Source organism: Chryseobacterium herbae, assembly GCF_025154075.1.
GTDB classification, from domain to species: Bacteria; Bacteroidota; Bacteroidia; order Flavobacteriales; family Weeksellaceae; genus Chryseobacterium; species Chryseobacterium herbae.
This window is the reverse complement of record NZ_JAOAMU010000001.1, coordinates 734,545-754,573: the sequence shown is the minus strand read 5'-3', so window position 1 is coordinate 754,573 and position 20,029 is coordinate 734,545. Positions and strand designations below refer to the sequence as shown.

15 protein-coding genes are annotated in these 20,029 nt (G+C 39.6%); 7 read left to right on the top strand and 8 right to left on the bottom strand.

Translation table 11 applies throughout. The features are described 5' to 3' along the window. Positions 1–27: 27 nt before the first annotated feature. The 4 genes from N0B48_RS03135 to N0B48_RS03120 all read right to left on the bottom strand — a co-directional run bounded on the left by N0B48_RS03135 (position 28) and on the right by N0B48_RS03120 (position 4,364). Positions 28–2,154 (bottom strand): S9 family peptidase, encoded by a 2,127-nt coding sequence (locus tag N0B48_RS03135; protein ID WP_259836691.1) that lies wholly within the window; start codon positions 2,152–2,154, stop codon positions 28–30. Between the two features lie 27 nt (positions 2,155–2,181). Next, positions 2,182–2,532, bottom strand: a complete 351-nt coding sequence (locus N0B48_RS03130) for a tellurite resistance TerB family protein (RefSeq protein WP_259836690.1) — start codon at positions 2,530–2,532, stop codon at positions 2,182–2,184. A 149-nt stretch (positions 2,533–2,681) separates the two neighbouring features. Further along, positions 2,682–3,794 carry a BT_3928 family protein gene (locus tag N0B48_RS03125; RefSeq protein ID WP_259836689.1) on the bottom strand — a complete coding sequence of 371 codons (1,113 nt, stop codon included), beginning with the start codon at positions 3,792–3,794 and terminating at the stop codon, positions 2,682–2,684. A gap of 6 nt (positions 3,795–3,800) precedes the next feature. After that, positions 3,801–4,364 carry a DUF1599 domain-containing protein gene (locus N0B48_RS03120; protein WP_259836688.1) on the bottom strand — a complete coding sequence of 188 codons (564 nt, stop codon included), beginning with the start codon at positions 4,362–4,364 and terminating at the stop codon, positions 3,801–3,803. Positions 4,365–4,780: 416 nt separating this feature from the next. Here N0B48_RS03120 and folP point away from each other — a divergent pair, with 416 nt between their 5' ends. The 7 genes from folP (at position 4,781) to ilvA (ending at position 13,170) form a co-directional block, all read left to right on the top strand. Further along, the gene (gene folP, locus N0B48_RS03115; RefSeq protein WP_442867479.1) at positions 4,781–5,659 is read left to right on the top strand and encodes a dihydropteroate synthase; all 879 of its coding nucleotides are present in this window, start codon (positions 4,781–4,783) and stop codon (positions 5,657–5,659) included. Between the two features lie 339 nt (positions 5,660–5,998). After that, positions 5,999–6,871: a branched-chain-amino-acid transaminase gene (ilvE, locus tag N0B48_RS03110; RefSeq protein WP_259836687.1), complete on the top strand. Its 873-nt coding sequence runs from the start codon at positions 5,999–6,001 to the stop codon at positions 6,869–6,871. Positions 6,872–7,083: 212 nt separating this feature from the next. After that, positions 7,084–8,766, top strand: a complete 1,683-nt coding sequence (gene ilvD / locus N0B48_RS03105) for a dihydroxy-acid dehydratase (protein ID WP_259836685.1) — start codon at positions 7,084–7,086, stop codon at positions 8,764–8,766. A 7-nt stretch (positions 8,767–8,773) separates the two neighbouring features. Then, positions 8,774–10,501 (top strand): biosynthetic-type acetolactate synthase large subunit, encoded by a 1,728-nt coding sequence (ilvB, locus tag N0B48_RS03100; protein WP_259836684.1) that lies wholly within the window; start codon positions 8,774–8,776, stop codon positions 10,499–10,501. A gap of 19 nt (positions 10,502–10,520) precedes the next feature. Then, a complete protein-coding gene (locus tag N0B48_RS03095) occupies positions 10,521–10,802 on the top strand; it encodes an ACT domain-containing protein (protein WP_051891199.1) in 282 nt (93 codons plus the stop codon). A gap of 52 nt (positions 10,803–10,854) precedes the next feature. Then, a complete protein-coding gene (ilvC, locus tag N0B48_RS03090) occupies positions 10,855–11,901 on the top strand; it encodes a ketol-acid reductoisomerase (RefSeq protein ID WP_259836682.1) in 1,047 nt (348 codons plus the stop codon). 12 nt (positions 11,902–11,913) lie between these two features. Then, positions 11,914–13,170 (top strand): threonine ammonia-lyase IlvA, encoded by a 1,257-nt coding sequence (gene ilvA, locus N0B48_RS03085; protein WP_259836680.1) that lies wholly within the window; start codon positions 11,914–11,916, stop codon positions 13,168–13,170. A 499-nt stretch (positions 13,171–13,669) separates the two neighbouring features. Here ilvA and N0B48_RS03080 read toward each other — a convergent pair whose 3' ends face one another. The 4 genes from N0B48_RS03080 to N0B48_RS03065 all read right to left on the bottom strand — a co-directional run bounded on the left by N0B48_RS03080 (position 13,670) and on the right by N0B48_RS03065 (position 19,984). Beyond that, entirely contained in the window at positions 13,670–15,139 is a 1,470-nt protein-coding gene (locus N0B48_RS03080; RefSeq protein ID WP_259836678.1) for a M20/M25/M40 family metallo-hydrolase, read from the bottom strand. Positions 15,140–15,146: 7 nt separating this feature from the next. Then, positions 15,147–15,383: a hypothetical protein gene (locus N0B48_RS03075; protein ID WP_090024216.1), complete on the bottom strand. Its 237-nt coding sequence runs from the start codon at positions 15,381–15,383 to the stop codon at positions 15,147–15,149. 32 nt (positions 15,384–15,415) lie between these two features. Next, positions 15,416–17,830, bottom strand: coding sequence for a peptidase associated and DUF5686 domain-containing protein (locus tag N0B48_RS03070; RefSeq protein ID WP_259836675.1), 2,415 nt, complete (start codon positions 17,828–17,830; stop codon positions 15,416–15,418). 339 nt (positions 17,831–18,169) lie between these two features. Next, positions 18,170–19,984, bottom strand: coding sequence for a cytochrome-c peroxidase (locus tag N0B48_RS03065; RefSeq protein ID WP_259836674.1), 1,815 nt, complete (start codon positions 19,982–19,984; stop codon positions 18,170–18,172). Positions 19,985–20,029 lie beyond the last annotated feature (45 nt).

The window sequence follows — 20,029 nt, the reverse complement described above, 5'->3', positions numbered from 1 at the left end:
GCAAAATTCGCAAAATCTGCGTGATGTTTATTTATTAATCCCTTCCAGTTTAAACATAAAAGCATACACCAGAGCTGCGTCTTTCAGGTAATCAAACCTTCCTGAAGCACCACCGTGGCCATAGGCCATATCTGTTTTTAATAATAATATGTTTTTATCAGTTTTCATATCCCTAAGTTTGGACACCCATTTTGCAGGCTCAAAATACTGAACCTGAGAATCGTGAAGTCCTGTGGTTACCAAAATGTTAGGGTATTTTTTCTTTTCAATGTTTTCGTAGGGCGAATAAGATTTCATATAGAAATAAGCTTCCTTATTGTTCGGATTTCCCCATTCGTCATATTCATTGGTGGTTAGCGGGATACTCTCGTCCATCATAGTGTTTACTACATCTACAAAGGGAACCTGTGAAATAACACCATTCCATAAGCTCGGACTCATATTTACTACAGCACCCATCAACAGACCTCCGGCACTTCCACCCTGAGCATAAAGATGTTTAGGTGACGTGTATTTCTCTTTAACCAGATATTCTCCGGAATCGATAAAATCAGTGAAAGTATTCTTCTTTTTCATCATTTTTCCATCTTCATACCATTGTCTTCCCATTTCCTGACCGCCACGGATGTGAGCGATGGCAAAGGCAAAACCTCTGTTCAAAAGACTCAGTCTTGTACTGCTGAAAGACGCATCCATAGAGTTTCCGTAAGATCCATAGGCATAGAGTAGTAGCGGACTGCTTCCATCTTTTTTGTATCCTTTTTTGTAAACAATGGAAATCGGGATTTTTGTCCCGTCTTTTGCCGTTGCGAAAAGCCGTTCGGTGGTATATTCATCTTTAGCATAACCGCCAAGAACTTCCTGTTGTTTTAATAAAGTTCTTTTTCCTGATTTTAAATCCTGCTCAAACTGAGAACTTGGTGTGATCATTGAGGTATAGCCAAACCGGAAATTATCCGTGTTGTATTCAGGATTTCCTGCCGGATAAACGGTATAGGTAGGTTCATCAAATTTTAAAAATTCTTTTTTACCGGTTTTTCTGTCGTAAATTACCAATTGTGACAGCCCGTTTTGCCTTTCACTGAAAATAAGATAATTTTTGAATTCACTGATTCCTTCCATTAGCACATCTTTTCTGTGTGGGACGAAATCTTTCCAGTTTTCAACACCCGTTTTGTCCAAAGGTGTTTCCATCACTTTGAAGTTCAGGGCATCTTTATTGGTTGTGATTAAGAATTTATCTTCCAATGCCGTCACATCATATAAAACATCTTTCATTCTAGGCTGGAAAACCTTGAATATTCCGTCAGGTTTATCGGCATCCAGATACCTGGTTTCAGAGGAAGTAGTAGCATTGGAAACAATCAGAATAAATTTTTTATTTTTAGTTTTCCCGACACCGATATAGTTGGATTTATCTTTTTCTTCATACACTACAACGTCTTTACCCGGATCTGTTCCCAGAGTATGCCTTTTGATCTTTTCAGACAGAAGAGTTGTGGGATTATTTTCCGTATAAAAAATAGTTTTATTGTCATTGGCCCATGTCGCACGTCCGCCGGTATTTTTGATCCCTAAATCAATGGTTTTGTCTGTTGACAGATCTTTCATGAATAACTTATACTGTCTTCTGGAAACATCGTCAACACCGTAGACTAGTTTGTTATTATCTGGGCTGATGCTGAAACCTGAAGCAGAATAATACGGATGCCCTTCTGCAAGCTTATCTATGTCCAGAAGAATTTCCTCTGGAGCAGTAAGACTTCCTTTTTTTCTGCAGTATTTGAAGTATTGTTTTCCGGCTTCTGTACGGGTATAATAATAGTATCCGTTTTCAAAAACAGGCACAGATTCATCTTTCTCTTTAATACGGGCTTTCATTTCCTGGAAAAGATTTTCCCTGAAAGGTTCCGTATCCTTCATCATGCCTTCCCAATAGGTGTTTTCAGCCTTCAGATAATCAACGACTTTCGTGGAATCTTTTCCTTTCTTGAAATAGTCGATCATCCAGTAATAAGGATCATTCACTTTATCCCCGTGAATTTCCCGGATGTGTTCCTGCTTTTCAGCAATCGGAGCTTTTAAAGCAGGGAATTTTTGAGATTGTATCGTAGAAGCACTCATAATTAATAGTCCCAGATAAAATTTTTTCATAGTATGCTTTGTTTTTTGGTGTCTGTTTTATGCCAAGTTCCACAGATTTTTCAAAAGCTTGTAGAAAGTGTGCTCTTCGTCAGTGACTTTATTATCAGCTTTGATCAGGGTTTTAGCAAATTCTGCAAATTTTACGCGCTCCTCTTCCGTAGAATCATCGAAGAAACATCTTGCGTGAAATTCAAAGTGGTCTTTCCATTCTTCAGGCTGTAAAAGAGCCAGCGTTTCCAGTTCATTGTCAAGATTCATTCTGAACGGAAATTCATCTGCCATATATTGCTGAACCAGCATTCCTTCTTCAGGAGCAAATTCTCCGTCTACAGAAGAAAGGATCATTAAAAGATGATAACCGGCGATGGATTTATTTGATTTTTGCATGAGTAAGTGTATGTTTAAGTTTAGTGTTTAAATTAGATTGTTGGCAGTTGTTTCGGGTTGCGTGATTCGGGTTCCTGGTTTTGAGGTGCGGGTTTCGAGATTCAAAATTCAAAATCCACGATTCAGAATTCACCATTCACTTTACCGTCCTAGTCGACATAGTCTTTCGCAGGCTGCTTGTCCACGATTTTCCCTTTCTCCAGGATCAGCACAAACGGATTGCTTCTCGCAATAGTTTTGATGGCAGTGGCGTCCATCATAGCATTTTTAATGGTTTTAAAAGTATTGTGATCTGTAGAAATACCGTAAATCACAGCTCCTTTTTGAGCATTCACTTTAGCCTCAACTTTCTGAATAAGATCAGCTGAAACCTCTTTTGGATGATATGAAAATACAAGAACCGCTTTCGGTGCATTGATGATTTCGTCCGTAAGATCTACCCCTGTAGGATCTTCAATTTTGAATTTAACGATCTCAGATTTATAACCTTCTTTCGTCAGAACAGATTCATTTTTTCCTTCCTCAATTTTCCATGGAGAACCTTCTGCCCAGTATTTTGTTTCTTTAATATAATCGTCCTGATTTACTTTTAAAACTTCTCCCGTTTTCTGGTTTTTAAGGGAATAAAAAGTCTTGTATTCAGAAGGATTTTTATTGATTTTTTCCTTTTCAGTTTTAATATTCGTTCCGATTTTATAATCACGGAAATCGATCAATGGTTCGTGCATAATTCCCTGAGCCATAATATAAATCATGATCACAGAAAAAAGCCCTAAAAGAGCATATCTGAACTTGCCTGAAGATTCTTTCGTATTATCGCTGCTGTACACATCTTTTTTACGGAACTCCTTTCTGTAAAGGATAAACACGATGATAAGACCGACAATAAGCACAATATCTTTTATAAAACTCTGCCATGGTGTAAACTTAATTGCGTCGCCAAAACATCCGCAATCCGTCACCACATTGTAATAGGCAGAATAAAAAGTAAGGAACCCAAAGAAGATACAAAGGGCAATTAACGCTGAAAGAGTGAACTTAAGCTTCAGTTTTAAAAGCAGCATAAATCCTAAGAAAAGCTCCAGTACGACCACAATGACCGAGAACAGCAGTGCAAATTTTTCCAGGAACGGCATATTGAAAACCGATGGCGCAAAATATTCTTCCATCTTGAAAGAAAATCCCACCAGATCCACAGCCTTTACAAAGCCGGAAAGAATAAAGATAACAGCAATAATAAAGCGTAATAAACCTTTGATCATAGTATTTTATTTTTGGGTTTCGGAAATATTTTCTTTTTCAGAGAACTTGATCAGACAGAAAACAGCATAGTTCAGCATATCGAAATAATTCGCATCCAGGCCTTCAGAAACGATGGTTTTTCCTTGGTTGTCTTCAATTTGTTTCGTTCTCAGTACTTTTTGGTAAATAAGATCGGTAATGGAAGAAATTCTCATATCTCTCCACGCTTCACCGTAATCATGATTTTTTCTTTCCATTAAAGCCTGAGCATCATTGGAATATTTATCATAAAGGCTCAAAACTTCCTCCTTATTTTCATTAAAATCATTAGAAAGTCCTTTTTCAAGCTGAATAAGTCCGATAATAGAGTAGTTGACAATCGCGATGAATTCGTCTTCCTCACTTTCATCCACCATTTTTTTATCCGTCATCTGAAGCGTACGGATCCTGTTCACCTTGATGTAAATCTGATCCGTAATAGAACTGGGTCTTAAAACCCTCCACGCTGCACCGTAATCCTGCAATTTTTTACTGAAAAGATCACGACACTGACTGATCACTTCCCCGAACTGTACTGATGTTTTTGACATAAATTCTCTTAATCTCCCAAATATACGAATTCGGTTTTAGGTAGCGGGAATCGGGAATTGATTTTTGTCAGAGTTTGGGTTTTGAGTTGGAGAGTTGGAGAGTTTTAGAGTGGAGAGAGTCGGAGAGTTTGAGAGTGAGAGAGTTTTAGAGTAGTGGGATTCGGGGTGAGAGGGTTTGAGCGTAGGAGAGTTGGTTGTTGATTGACAGTTGCTGGTTTATTGCAAGGGAAATTTGGAGAGGAAGAGGTTCTAAGTTTAAGGCCCGTCTAAAAAATATTGATTTCTACCGATTTTCTTATCAACGAATAACAAACCAGCAACCAGCAACTAGCAACTGACAACTCGCAACATTCCACAATAAGTCTTAATTTTGCAGAATAGTATTACCTATCAATCATCATTTATCAATCATAAACATGATCTCTAATTCCGAAACCCGAAACCCGCACCCCGAAACTCACAACTACACCCTCAACTGTAATGGAAGACTGGTAGAACTGGACACCCCAAAAATCATGGGCATCCTCAATCTTACTCCGGATTCTTTTTCAGATGGTGGGAAATTCAATAGTGAAAAATCTGCGCTGGAACATGCGGAGAAACTTTTGAAAGACGGAGCGGAGATCATCGACATCGGGCCGCAATCTACACGTCCGAATGCTGAATTTCTGAGCAGCAAACAGGAAATAGACAGAATCGGAAACATAATTTCTCAGATCAAAAAAGAATTTCCGGAAGCATTGATATCACTGGATACATTTTATGCTGAAACCGTAAAATTTGGATTCAATGAAGGAATTGACATGATCAATGATATTTCCGGTGGACAGTACGACGATCAAATGTTTGACGTCGCCGGTGAAACGAAGCTTCCCTACATTCTGATGCATGTAAATCTGTCCTATGAGACGATGCACGATAAAGTGAAATTTGATGACATTACTCTGGAAGTTAACCGTTATTTTTCTCAAAAGACCAATGAACTTCTCGAAAAAGGAGTAAAAGATATCATTCTGGATCCCGGTTTCGGCTTCGGAAAAACAGTGGAAGATCAGATGAAAATGATAGGGGAAACTGAATACTTAGGTTTTGGAAAATTTCCTTTATTGATAGGTATTTCCAGGAAATCATTTATCTATAAACCGCTTGGGAAATCTCCAATGGATATCAATGAAGAAACGCAGAAACTTCACTGGAAAGTTTTGGAGCAGGGCGCTAAAATTTTAAGAGTACATGATGTGGCGGAAACTGCAGTAAGCATCAGGCCGTTTTGCGAAAAAAATAAAAAGTGTTAAAAAAACCTTGCTCAGTATTTAAAAATTAATACATTTGCAGTATGAATTTTACGAATCAGAAAAATATTATTGTCATTTCTAACATTATTGTTGTGGTAAACAGCAGTAGGGAAGCGGCATTGTAAAATATTTTAATTTAAATTATATAAGCCGTTTCATATTGAAGCGGCTTTTTTTATTTCAGAAATTATGGATCAGTTATTAACAGTAATTATTATCGTCATTATTATTCCCTTGCTTTGGTGAGAAGGATAGAGTATGACTGTACATATTTGAGCCCTCTCACATCGTGAGAGGGCTTTTTTTATACCCATTTGTTAATTTTTAAAACCCTATATAATGTATTACAACGACAAAACAATCGTGTATTTTGATGGAAACTTCCTCAAGGCCGAAGAAGCAGGAATGAATCTCTATGGACAATCACTTCACTACGGTTATTCCGTTTTTGAAGGCATAAAATCCTACAATACCGAGTACGGAACCAAAATTTTTAAAGCAGAAGAACATTACGAAAGACTGAAAAGATCAGCAGAACTGATGTATATCCCGTTTGATTACTCAGTCAGTGAACTGACAGATCTCACTTATGAGCTTTTGGAACGTAACGGATTCAAAGATGCTTATATCCGCCCATTGGTTACCTGCTCGCCCAATATGTCCCTGTCAAAAGGACAAAAATCCTACCTCTCTCTGTTGGCCTGGGAATGGAGCAACGGCTATCTCGCAGACAAAATGAAAATCATGACCTCAAGTTTTCAACGTCCAAATCCTAATGCCTTTAAAGTGGAAGCTAAAGTAGGCGGACATTACGTGAATTCTATTCTTGCCTGCCAGGATGCCAAAGACAAAGGCTATGATGAAGCCCTTTTACTTGACGAATACGGAAATGTCGCTGAAAGCTCAGGAGCCAATATATTCTACGAAAAGGATGGAACATTATTTACGCCTGCAAAAGGAAGCATATTGCCGGGAATCACGAGACAGACGGTGTTTGAGTTATGCAATGAACTGAATATTCCTGTTAAAGAAACCTTCTTTAAGCCTGAAGAAATGAGAGGAGCTGATGCCGCTTTTTTCTGTGGTACGGCAGCTGAAATTGTAGCGCTGGATTCTTTGGATGATGTTCCTTTCACCAAGAACTGGGAAGATACCGCAAGCGGAAAAGTACAGCAGGCTTATCAGAAACTGGTAAGAGTTCTGTCATTGTAAATTTAAAGAGTTTAAATATTTGATAATCAATTAAATACATCTATTTTTCAAACAGTTGAATATTGTAATTTTCATAAAAGTGAAAATAAAAAAGATATTACAAGCTGTAGTTTTGGACCAAAATTAAGTAAAAGCTTCACGTATGAGTTCCAAAAAAAATGAAATTGTTGATACACACAAAGAGATGATAAGAACAGCAAATGCAGGATAATATGTTAAATAAATATTCAAAAACATTCACACAAAACAGCGAACAGCCCGCTGCAAAAGCAATGCTTTACGGAATAGGCTTTACAGAAGAAGATATGCACAAGGCCCAGATCGGTATTGCCAGTATGGGATATGACGGAAATACCTGCAATATGCATCTCAATGACCTGGCTAAAGTGGTAAAAAAAGGAACCTGGAATCAAGGTCTTGCAGGATTAATATTCAATACCATAGGGGTAAGCGACGGGATGAGCAACGGGACAGACGGAATGCGGTATTCACTGGTGAGCCGCGATGTGATTGCAGACAGTATCGAAGCGATCTGCGGGGCACAGTATTATGACGGAATCATTGCATTACCGGGCTGTGACAAGAATATGCCGGGAACCATTATTGCCATGGGAAGACTGGACAGACCATCCATCATGGTCTATGGAGGAACGATTGCGCCGGGATGCTATAAAAATGAACCGCTTAATATCGTTTCGGCCTTTGAAGCTTTGGGGAAAAAAATTGCTGGGGAAATTTCAGAAGAAGATTTCAACGGAGTGATTAAAAATTCTTGTCCGGGAGCAGGAGCATGCGGGGGAATGTACACGGCCAACACCATGTCTTCAGCCATAGAAGCATTAGGAATGAGTCTTCCGTATTCATCTTCCAATCCTGCACTCAGTGATGAAAAGCAGAATGAATGTCTGGAAGCAGGAAAGTATATTAAAATATTACTGGAAAGAGATATCAAACCTTCGGATATCATGACGCGAAAAGCTTTTGAGAATGCACTTCGTCTGATCATCATTCTAGGAGGCAGTACCAATGCCGTTCTGCATTTTATAGCAATGGCGAAAAGTGTCGGTGTTTCCGTAACTCAGGATGATTTCCAGAAGATGAGCGACATCACGCCGGTACTGGCAGACCTTAAACCGAGCGGAAAATACCTGATGCAGGATCTTCATAACCGTGGAGGAACGCCCGCTGTCATGAAATACTTACTGGAAGAAGGTTTACTGCATGGCGACTGTTTAACGGTTACCGGAAAAACCATTGCTGAAAATCTTGCAAATGTCCCGAGCCTTGATTTTACAACGCAGAAGATCATCAGACCTTTATCCAATCCAATCAAAGAAACGGGCCATTTGAGAATACTGTACGGAAACCTCGCTGAAAAAGGAAGTGTAGCCAAGATCACTGGAAAAGAAGGCGAAAAATTTTCAGGAAAAGCAAGAGTATTCGATGGAGAAAAAGATCTGATCAAAGGGATTGAAAACGGAAGAGTTCAGCATGGAGACGTCATTGTCATCCGTCATGAGGGTCCAAAAGGCGCACCGGGAATGCCGGAAATGCTGAAACCAACCAGCGCTCTTATTGGGGCAGGTTTGGGTGGAAGTGTAGCTTTAATTACCGATGGAAGATTCAGTGGTGGAACTCATGGTTTTGTAGTAGGACACATCACTCCCGAAGCGTATGAAGGTGGTCTGATTGCCTTTGTAAAGGATAACGACCTTATTGAAATCGACGCCGTCAACAACACCATACAGCTCAAAGTTTCGGAAGAAGAAATCGAACAGCGAAAGAAAGGATGGCAAAAACCTGAACTTAAAGTAAAAAAAGGATTACTGTACAAATATGCACTCACCGTGTCATCAGCCGCAGAAGGCTGTGTAACAGATGAAATCACTCAATAAAAAGACAATGAAGAACCTAAATGTATCCACAGAAACAGAAATCAGCGGCAGCCGGATCATCCTTGAAGCATTTCTTCAGGAAGGGGTAAAAACCATATTCGGATATCCGGGTGGGGCTATTATTCCAATCTATGACGCTCTTTACGACTATAAAGATCAGCTGGAACATATTCTGGTCCGCCACGAGCAGGGAGCGGTCCATGCAGCACAGGGGCTTGCCAGAGTGTCCGGAGAAGTGGGAGTGGTATTAGCGACAAGTGGTCCGGGAGCAACTAATCTTGTCACAGGATTAGCTGACGCCCTGTTGGATAACACACCTATTGTATGCATTACGGGACAGGTTTTTGACCATCTTTTGGGAACCGATGCGTTTCAGGAAATCGATGTTATGAATGTGACGAGCCCCGTTACCAAGTGGAATTATCAGGTTACCGATGCGGATGAACTTTCCGAAGTATTGGCGAAAGCATTCTATATCGCAAGATCCGGAAGACCAGGTCCGGTATTAATCGATGTTACGAAAAATGCTCAGCTGCAAAAGGTGTTCAACAGAGGGTACACACCCTGTGATTCTTTGAGAAGTTACAGACCGGATCCTATTCCCCATATGGACGCTATTGAAAAAGCCTCTTTCCTGATTAATCATGCAGAAAGACCATTCATCATTGCAGGGCAAGGAATTATGCTGGGGAAAGCTGAGAAGGAATTTTTACAGTTTGCTGAGAAATCAGGAATTCCGGTAGCATGGACGGTCTTAGGAATGAGTGCAATCCCGACGGATCATCCACAGGCTGTAGGAATGGTAGGAATGCATGGAAACTACGGTCCCAACATCCTTACCAATGAATGTGATGTTCTTGTTGCAGTGGGAATGCGTTTTGATGACCGCGTGACCGGAAGACTGGATCAATATGCGAAACAGGCGAGTATCATCCATCTGGACATTGACAAAGCAGAAATCAATAAAAATGTAAAAGTTGAGGTTCCGATTCTTGGAAATTGCAAAGAAACTTTGCCCCTTCTGACACAGCTGATAGAACCTGGAGCACATAGAGACTGGCACCAGAAGTTTAAAGACTGCTATGAAATTGAACATCAACAACTGATAAGCCACGAACTCTATCCTTCCGAAGGAGAAATTACCATGGGGGAAGTCATTAGATCTCTAAACGAAATGACTCAGGGAGAAGCTGTTATTGTCAGCGATGTAGGGCAGCATCAGATGGCGACCTGCAGATATTCATCCTTTAAACATTCCAGAAGCAATATTACCAGCGGAGGATTGGGAACCATGGGATTCTGCCTTCCAGCTGCAATAGGGGCCGCCTATGGAGTCACCAACCGTCCTGTTATTGCGGTGATGGGAGATGGTGGCGCCCAGATGAATATTCAGGAATTGGGAACACTGATGCAGTATCAACCGGATATCAAGATTTTAATTCTTAATAATTGTTATCTGGGAATGGTAAGGCAGTGGCAGGAACTGTTTCACGAAGAAAGATATTCCTCGGTGGATATTCAGAGTCCGGATTTTGTGCAGGTGGCTAAAGGGTATAAAATCCCGGGAAGAAAAGTAATGGAGAGAGAAGAACTGGAAGAGGGGCTCAGTGAAATGCTTCATCATCAAGGCGCTTTCCTACTGGAAGTCATGACCGGGAAAGAACACAATGTTTTTCCGATGATTCCTCAGGGGAAAAGCGTTTCAGAGATCGTACTGACCAATAATAAGACATAACAATATAAATAGAAAAAAGATGAATTCAGAAAACAGGGAATATACCATAACAGCCTACACAGAAGATTATCTGGGGCTGATCGGCAGGATCAATGCTATTTTTTCAAGGAGAAGAGTTTCCATTGTGAATTTTAATGCAGGGCCTTCTGATATTGAAAAAGTAAAAAAGTTTGTCATCGTCATCAGAGAAACGGAAGAATCTGTACAGAAAATTACCAGACAGATGGAAAAGCAGGTAGACGTTCTGGAAGTTCATTACCATAAAAATCCATATCTGACCGTAGCGGCACACGCTAGCTAAAAAGAGAAACAATCAAAAAATTATAATAAACAACATATAAAAATTAAAGAAAATGGCAAAATTGAATTTTGGCGGAGTAGAAGAAAACGTAGTAACAAGAGAGGAGTTTCCATTACATAAAGCTCAGGAAGTATTAAAAGATGAGATCGTAGCGGTGATCGGCTATGGCGTACAGGGGCCGGGACAGGCACTTAACCAGAAAGACAACGGAATCAATGTGATTGTTGGCCAGAGAAAAAATTCAAAATCATGGGATAAGGCTGTAGCAGATGGATTCGTACCAGGGGAAACCTTATTCGAAATAGAAGAAGCGCTGCAAAAAGGAACGATTATTTGCTATCTCTTAAGTGATGCCGCTCAGATTGAATACTGGCCAAAAGTGAAACAGCATCTTACTCCTGGAAAAGCCCTGTATTTTTCTCACGGTTTCGGAATTACCTTTAATGAACGTACGGGAATTATTCCGCCGGCTGAGGTTGATGTATTTCTTGTTGCACCCAAAGGATCAGGAACGTCATTGAGAAGAATGTTTCTTCAGGATCGCGGACTGAACAGCAGTTTTGCCGTATATCAGGATGCTACCGGAAAAGCAAGAGAACGAGTAACTGCACTGGGAATAGCTATCGGAAGCGGGTATTTATTTGAAACGGACTTTAAAAAAGAAGTGTTCAGTGACCTTGCAGGAGAAAGAGGAACCCTGATGGGTGCTGTACAGGGAATATTTGCTGCCCAATATGATGTATTGAGGAAAAACGGGCACAGTCCTTCTGAAGCATTTAATGAAACCGTTGAAGAATTAACACAATCATTAATGCCTTTGGTTGCAGAAAACGGAATGGACTGGATGTATGCAAACTGCAGTACCACAGCACAAAGAGGAGCATTAGACTGGTGGAAACGTTTCAGAGATGCCACTTCTCCTTTATTTGAAGAATTGTATGAGAGTGTTGCGAAAGGAGATGAAGCCCAACGTTCCATTGACAGCAACAGTAAACATGATTACAGAGAAAATCTGGAAGTAGAACTGACGGAGCTTAGAGAAAGCGAAATGTGGAGAGCCGGTAAGACGGTCCGCAGTCTCAGACCTGAGAATAATTAATCTAAAAAAATAATGGAAGAAACGTATCCTTCTGTTTTGGACAATGTCTATAAAGCAGCAAAAAGACTCAGAAATGTAGTGGTAAGAACCCCTTTGGCGATTAATAATCATCTTTCCGGTATTTATAATGCAAAGATTAGCTTTAAAAGAGAAGATCTGCAACAGGTGAGATCCTACAAAATCAGGGGTGCTTACAATAAAATGGCGGTGATGTCTCCCGAAAGCCTTGCAAAAGGAGTGGTTTGTGCCAGTGCGGGAAACCATGCTCAGGGAGTAGCTTTTGCATGCAGCACGATGAAAGTGAAAGGAACCATTTTTATGCCTTTGCCCACGCCGGGACAAAAGCTGGAACAGGTGAAAATGTTTGGAGGGGATGATATTGATATTGTGCTTTACGGGGATACTTTCGATGAAGCTAAAGATGCCGCACTGAAGTTTTGTAAAGAAAATCAAGGGATATTTATTCATCCGTTCGATGATCAGGATATTATTAATGGTCAGGCTACAGCAGCATTGGAGATTCTTGAGCAGTCGGATGAGCCTATTGATTATCTTTTTCTTCCGGTTGGAGGTGGTGGTCTGGCTGCAGGCGTTTGTTCTGTATTCCGGGAACTGTCACCACACACGAAGATCATAGGAGTGGAGCCTTCTGCAGCGGCAAGTATGAAAAAAGCACTGGAAAAAGGAAAACCGGTGCTTCTTGAAAAAATCAGCCGTTTTGTGGACGGAGCGGCAGTACAGAAAGTAGGAGATCTCAATTTCGAGCTTTGTAAAAACGTGTTGCACGATATGGCTTTAGTGGATGAAGGAATGGTCTGTGAAACCATTCTTTCCCTCTACAATAAAGATGCTGTGGTCGTAGAACCTGCCGGAGCCCTTTCCGTAGCTGCACTCGGAAAATATAAAGACCAGATCAAAGGAAAAAATGTGGTCTGTATTATCAGCGGAAGCAATAATGATATTACAAGAATGGAAGAGATCAAAGAAAAAGCTCTTCTGTATGCAGGTTTAAAACATTATTTCCTTGTTCGATTTGCTCAACGTCCGGGAGCTTTGAAAACCTTTGTGATGAATGTTCTGGGACCGAATGATGACATCACTTTTTTTGAATATACGCAAAAAAATTCAAAAGAGAAAGGGATTGCTGTTTTAGGAATCGGATTGAGGGATAGCGAAGATTTCACTCCGTTGCTCAATAATATGAAGAAGTATGACTTTTTTGTTAATTATCTGAATAATGATCCTGCTTTGATGAATTTGCTTATTTAAAACCGTGTGTGAAATAGTGTTGGGTTTCGCAAAGGCGCTATTTTTTCATGTAATACGTTGTTAAAGGCGCGAGGATTTTATCTGCGATAAAATTGAATACTGCTAAATTGGTGGAATGTTGCTGAGAATCACCAATTGCTTTATTTATAGATAATGATTTTTATAATCGACAATAAACCGACTTCGGAAAATGGAGCGTTAAGAAAATAAATACTGTGAACGTTAAGAAAATTCTACTGTCCGAAGCGCGGGACTTTTAGCGAAACGAAGCAGAAATAATACATCCGCGCAAGTTTTAGAATTTTTAGAGAACAGGATTTATTTTTAGCGGAAGTTTCCAGGTCTTGAATTTTTGATTCTTTTGTTTCAAGACAAAAGAATGTTATAAAAGATTTACAGAATGTCTTACAAATAAAGGCAAAGAGATTGCTTCGTCGCTGCGCTCCTCGCAATGACAGATAAGAGTATCGGCGGCCCGGAGGGCCGCCGATACTTTCATTTATCTCTCAAGCGTAAAATTAGAAATCACTTTCGGACGTTCAGCTTCATTGGCTACTTTCCAGGATGTCCTGTACATCCATTCCGTCATTTTATAAAGCTTTTTGTAGTTGATATTTTCAGATTCATCCTGAGGCGTGTGGTACTGATCATGCAACACACTGGTGAAGAATATCGCTGGAATCCCGATTTTTGCATACGGCAAATGATCACTTCTAAAGTAGAAATACTCGGCGTGATTTGGAGAATCCCAGTCTTTCAGGTATTTGAATTTTGTACTTTCATTATTGGCATCCTCGGCCATTTTAACCAATTCCTCAGAGTTTTTATGAGGGGCATTTCCACCAAGAAGAGCGGCTTCGTTATTGTCATTTCTGCCGATCATATCACCGTTCAGAACGGCTACGATCTTTTCTTTCGGAACGACTGGATGAGCAGCGTGCCATCTTGAACCGAGCAATCCTCTTTCTTCCGCTCCATGGAAAACAAACAGAATACTTCTTTTCCCGGGTTGTTTTTTATAGGCTCTGGCCATGGCAAGCATCGCAACGCATGTACTGGCATTATCGTCGGCACCGTTGTAGATGGTGTCATTTTTTACGGGATGTCTGATTCCGTCATGATCCTGGTGGCCGCTTAGCAAAACATATTCTTCTTTAAGGGCAGGATCTGTACCTTCAATTTTTCCGATGATGTTTACGGAAGGATATTTGTAGGTTTCTGTGATGAGGTTCAGTGCCATTTTAGGATTGTTTTTTACCCAACCTGCATTTTCTCTTTTGATCCATAAAACAGGAATGTTATCCGTTACTTTCTCTCTCAAACCTTCTACGCCGTAGGTTCCTCTTGTCATTTGAGGTAGAACTTCAACCCAGCTTTTCTCAGAAATGTCATCGGTGATGAAAATCATGGCTTTTGCACCCAGTTCAAGAGCTTTGTTGTAATATTTTGTCCTCACGAAACCAGGATATCTTCTTACAAAAAGCGTCATTTCCTTGTCAATGTTTTTATCTGAGGCATTGACGGCAAGAACTTTTCCTTTGATATTTAATTTGGAAAGCTCTTCAGGTTCTGCATTTCCGGCGTATACAATTTCAGCATCAATCGCTGCATTGACAGGTTCTGCAACAAGGAAATCTTTCCATAGTTTCAGATTGTTGTTTCCGATTTTCAGATTGCTTTGAGGAATAACCTGATGTCTGTACATATCAAAAAACTGGAAAAATGTACCGTTGTCACCGGCGGGCTTCATTCCAGCTTCTTTTGCTTTATCGGCAAGCCACATCGACACTTTTAATTCATCTAAAGTTCCTGCTTCACGGCCCCAGAACTGATCGGCTGCCAGTTCATACATATCTTTTCTGAGATCGGTTTCTTTGATGGCAGAGACCAACGGTTTTTTATAGTTTTGAGCATTCCCAAGGCTGAACAGGAGAATACTGAGTAAAGAGAATAGGTAACTTTTATTCATCAGATTTTTAATTGAAGTTAGCCAATTTATCTGAGAACTGTTTTGAAAACTCCTTTCTGTCTTCCTCCAGTTTTTCCTTATCAGCAGGCAGGACATAGTTAAAAAGGACCTTATCTTCATTGTCAAGAAATATAATTTCCTTTTCATTACCATCGATCATCTGTGCGAAAATTTCCCACATCGGGGTATCTTTCAGTCTTAATAATTCAAAAAACTGTTCCGCTTTTATTTCTATTCTCTGCATGTTTCGTTTTTTATGTATTTATAAATGTTGTTTTAAAATTCTAATAGTTTCAGCTTAAACTGAATCGCAAAATTCTGCTTAAAATTAGGCGTGGTATAGTATCCGACTCTATAGAACAGTCCTAAATTGAAGTAACTAGACAGGAAATTATTCCACTCAAGACCCACTTCCTGATACAGGTGATCCAGTTTTCTGAATCTGAACTGATGGTATTCCGGATGCTTCATATCTCCAATGGTTCCTCTTAATACAAAATCAAAGCTCGAAATATTCTGTCCGAAACTTTTGAAGTACAAAGGAAGTTTATGGGTGAAATAATAAGCAACGAATTTATCATTGTAATACTTTCCTCCTTCCAGCGTAGCAAAACCAAGGTAAGACGTAAGGTTGAAATTAAAATCCTTTCTCGTGGAAGCCAGTCCATTCATCGTAAAATGCTTCCAGATAGGTGCTTCACCCAATACCACTCCTCCGTAAAGCCTGAACCCGGTAGTTCCGAGCATCGTCTTAAAGTTGTGGACGAACAGGGCGTCAAAACGCGTATAATTGAAATCTCCGCCCAAAACTTTATAACTCTGCTCATAGTTGAAATACAGCTCAGGATATTTCTGATCGATGATGGATTTTCCCTGAGGGGTCATGATATTCGTGGAGTTCGGGGAATACTTTAAAGTAAATAAGGTGTTAAAATTATCAAATTCACCGCCTCTTCCTCGGAATTCGTAATCAAACTTAGCTTCTTCAATATTTCTTTTCGCTGCAAAAACCAATGTCAGTCCATTCGTCACATCATTCAGATAAGACAGGGAAGCTCCTCTGAAATGATAATACTTATCGTTATTGATATTATTTCCGTAGTTCATCATTCTCATCTTAAAATTCCACAGTCTTCTGTAGAACTCGCCCGATGCCGTCACATCATTATAATATTCGATTCTGAAGAATGAATTTTTATCCAGTGTCGTCTTCATATCAAGACCGATTCCGTATTTCCATTTATCATCTTTAAAACCGTATGCGAAATAATAATCCGGTGAGAAATAAGGATTGAAGGTTTCATTCATTTTTGCTTTTAAACCAAGCCTGAAGCCTTCATACAAGTTGTAATTCACAATTTCATCCACTGCGAAATCTACGATGCCCGCCCTGATCTGCCCATTGATGAGACCTGTCAGAATCTTCGCTTTGCTGTCAATATTATACTTTTTGCCCAGACTGTCAATCGTTGTGTAGGTGTTTTTTTCCCTTTCTGTGAGTAGGTCGGTTCGGTATCGGTCCAGAAGATGTCCGTCAGCATTTTTTACCGAAAAAGTATAGCCTTTAAAATCATTACGTTGCTCTTCAATAGGAGATTTGAAATCAAAATAAGTGGAAGTCAGGAAAGCATACGTCCCGAAACTGGTCCTGTCTTTCTTCTCAGGATGTTCTTCCGTTTTTTCTTTGTTTTCCTCTTCCATGGCCACTCTGCTCATTCTGAGTTTTACTTTTTCCTGAGCGAGAAACCATTTATTATTGTAGAAAACCCAGGTGCTGGTAATGATACCGTCGTTTTTGTTCTTGCTGAAATTTTCAATCTTTTGGATTCCGTAGGTCTCGGTGTCTACATAGATGGCACCGTTATACTTTCTCCTTTTATCCGGTTTTTTGTAATTCACCTCACGGAAACGGATCACAAAAGTTTTTCTGCCACTTACTTCAATGGTATCCGAAAGAAAAAAACGGTAAAGTCCTCTGTTTTCCTGCTTGATCTGGTTCGGAATTTTATCCCTGTTGCTTTGCTGCATGGCGATCATTTCGTAGATCGGTTGCTTGAGGCCGGAAATTCTGTTATCCAGGATATTGACCTTTTCTCCGTATTTTTGGGAATATAAAAACTCCTGGGCTCTTTCCCACAGGAAGAGTTTGCTTTTTGAAAAGATATGTTTGGCTGAGATATTATTTAGTGAATCCTTCTCTCTTCTTTTCTTGAAAAACTCGGTGTCATTAAAAAACTTATTGAACTGCGTAATACTGTCCTGATCAATGTCCATAGACATTTTTTCGTAAGATTTGAATGTATAGGACTCTAAACTTTTCGGTGAATTGTCTTTAAAAAGCCTGTTCACTTTTTTTAGAATCTCAATAGCTCTCGGGTCACTCCGGTCTTCAATGACGACCTCTTCAATATCAGTTGTTTTTGATGCTTTTTTCAGCAGAGAAACTTCCATGTCAGCTTCTACGGCTGCTGTTTCTTTGTCGTATCTTTCCGCCTGGATCTCAATGGTACTGCATGATGCTTTAAATTCCAAGGTACCCTGAATATCTGTAAAGCCGAGAATTTTTCCCTCGCAGGAAATTTTGGCGTTGGAGATAGGCTTTTGGTCAGTTTCGTCAATGACCCTGATCTTTGATTGAGAGTAACCAAAGAAATATATTAATAAATACAGTAAGACTAAAAACCTTTTCATGCAAAAACTAGGTCAAAAGTAGTAATATTTCTTGTGTTGAGAAAGTTTTTATGATTTGTTAATACATTGATTTCATCTAAGTTTCAGATAGAAAAATAGAGTAAAACTGTTATAAGACATAAACTTGATTTTCAACTGTGGTTTTTAAACATTAAGAAGTTAAGATTCTTAGCGTATATTTTGAAGATTGATTAAGAATATCTCCCATATCTTCGGCATTCTGCTTAATTTGGTGAAAGACCTACTCTTAAAAACTATGGAAGAACAAATATCTAAACTTTTTAATGTTTGAAAAAATCTACCTATTAATAAAAAATCAAATGTAAAATTCCACTCCGTTTATTGATCATCCAATGCACCCATAAAGTCGATGATCTTATCCATTTCCTGATCTGTCAATTGAAGAGGACCGTCAGAAAGCGTCTGATTGTCCACTTTAAATCCGAAGCCCTTTCCGCCGCCTTTATTATAAAAATTCATGACTTCTTTCAGGGTTTTATAGCCTCCGTTGTGCATATAGGGAGCTGTTTTGCTGATGTTTCTGAGGGTAGGAGTTTTAAATGAATGTTGTAATGCCGCTACAGTTTCATGGAATTTTCCCCTTCCCAGATCCTGATCAAACATCTTGTTCTCTCCATTGGTACCAGTTCCCAGTACTTCCTGTTCCGTTTTTTTGAAATTAGGGGGAACGGTTCCGTTAAACAAAGGAATAAAATGACACAATGCACATTGGGCTTTTCCTACAAAAAGATTGAATCCCTGTTTTTGATTTTCCGTCATCGCAGAACGGTTTCCGCTCATGTATCGATCAAATTTAGAATTGAATTTCGCCAAAGAACGGATGTAAGTGGCCAATACATTCTGAAGCTGCCAGGTTTCCGCTTTCTGAGTCTTGTAAATCTTTTTGAATGCCGGAAGATACGCCGGATCCTGATTAATTTTACCCAAAATAACATTCAGGTCACCATGCATTTCTTCCTTGTTGGAGATCACATCTGAACTTTGGCCTTCCAGGTCATCTTTTCGCATATCCCAGAACTGTCCGTGCTGAAACCCTGCATAATTCAATGAAGGTGCATTTCTCTGAAGTTCTGCATTGTCAAGCGACATAGATTTGGCAAGTCCGTCTGTAAAAGCTTTTTCCGGAATATGACAGGTGGCGCAGCTTCTGTTGTTGCTGTTGGAAAGAATTTTGTCGCTGAAGAGTTTTTTGCCCAAAGCCGCCTTTTCATAAGAGAACGCGAATTCTTTTCCGGGAATAAATGCATTGGGATTGAAAGCATTTTTCGAGAAAAAAGTGGCTGCATTTTTACTTAAAGCAGTGGTCACCTCAATGTCCGGAATGTTTTCCTGCTTTTTAAATTCCAGGAGTAAAGAAGAAATTGTATTCAGATGATCCGGAATGAAATTAACATAGTCAAAGGTATTTCTGTCCGTATTTTTTTTCAGCGCAGTGATGGCCGAATTAATAGCGGTGTTAATACTTTTCAGCGCCTTATCTTTTGACTGATCCGTAGAAATCTGTTGTAAAGTCAGTTGAACAGCTTCCAGAGAATAAGGCATTTCCTTCAAAAATGTTCCTGATATCGGGGTATCGAAACTTGAAATTCCCAAACTTGAAATCCTGAAGATCTCCTGTCTTGCTGCATCAAAAACCTGGTCTTTACTGATGGAGATCGCCTGAAAGTTGGTTTTAATGGTATTGCTTTTATTGATCAGCTTCTTCAGAAACCGAATCGTTTCTTCTTTGTTTTCGGGAGTGTAAAGGTAGAAGAGTTCTTCCAGAACCTGAAGACCTTCCGGTTCTAGTTCGGTATGCTCGTCCATTTCAATTTCTGAAAGGGCAGGACCGTTGATAAACCGCACTGAATTCGGCAGGAAATATTCAACCGCCCATTCCATTTTTTTATAGGTGATTCTCAGTTCCTCGAATTTCCTCTTTATGGTCTTTTCGTCGGCATTCTTTGAAACAAGAATTATGAGTTCATTAATCTGTTTTTCAAAGGAAGTATTGGTTTTGGCTATTTCATTTTTTACAACACTCAGATCTTCATTGATGGGCTGATGTTTGTCTGTTTTACACTGAAAAAGAACAAATAGAACAGCTACAATGGATAGTATAACAAGTACCGGATATTTGAAGAATATTTTCATAAGCATGAAAAAGTACCAACGGAAATTCTCCGCTGATACTTTGGT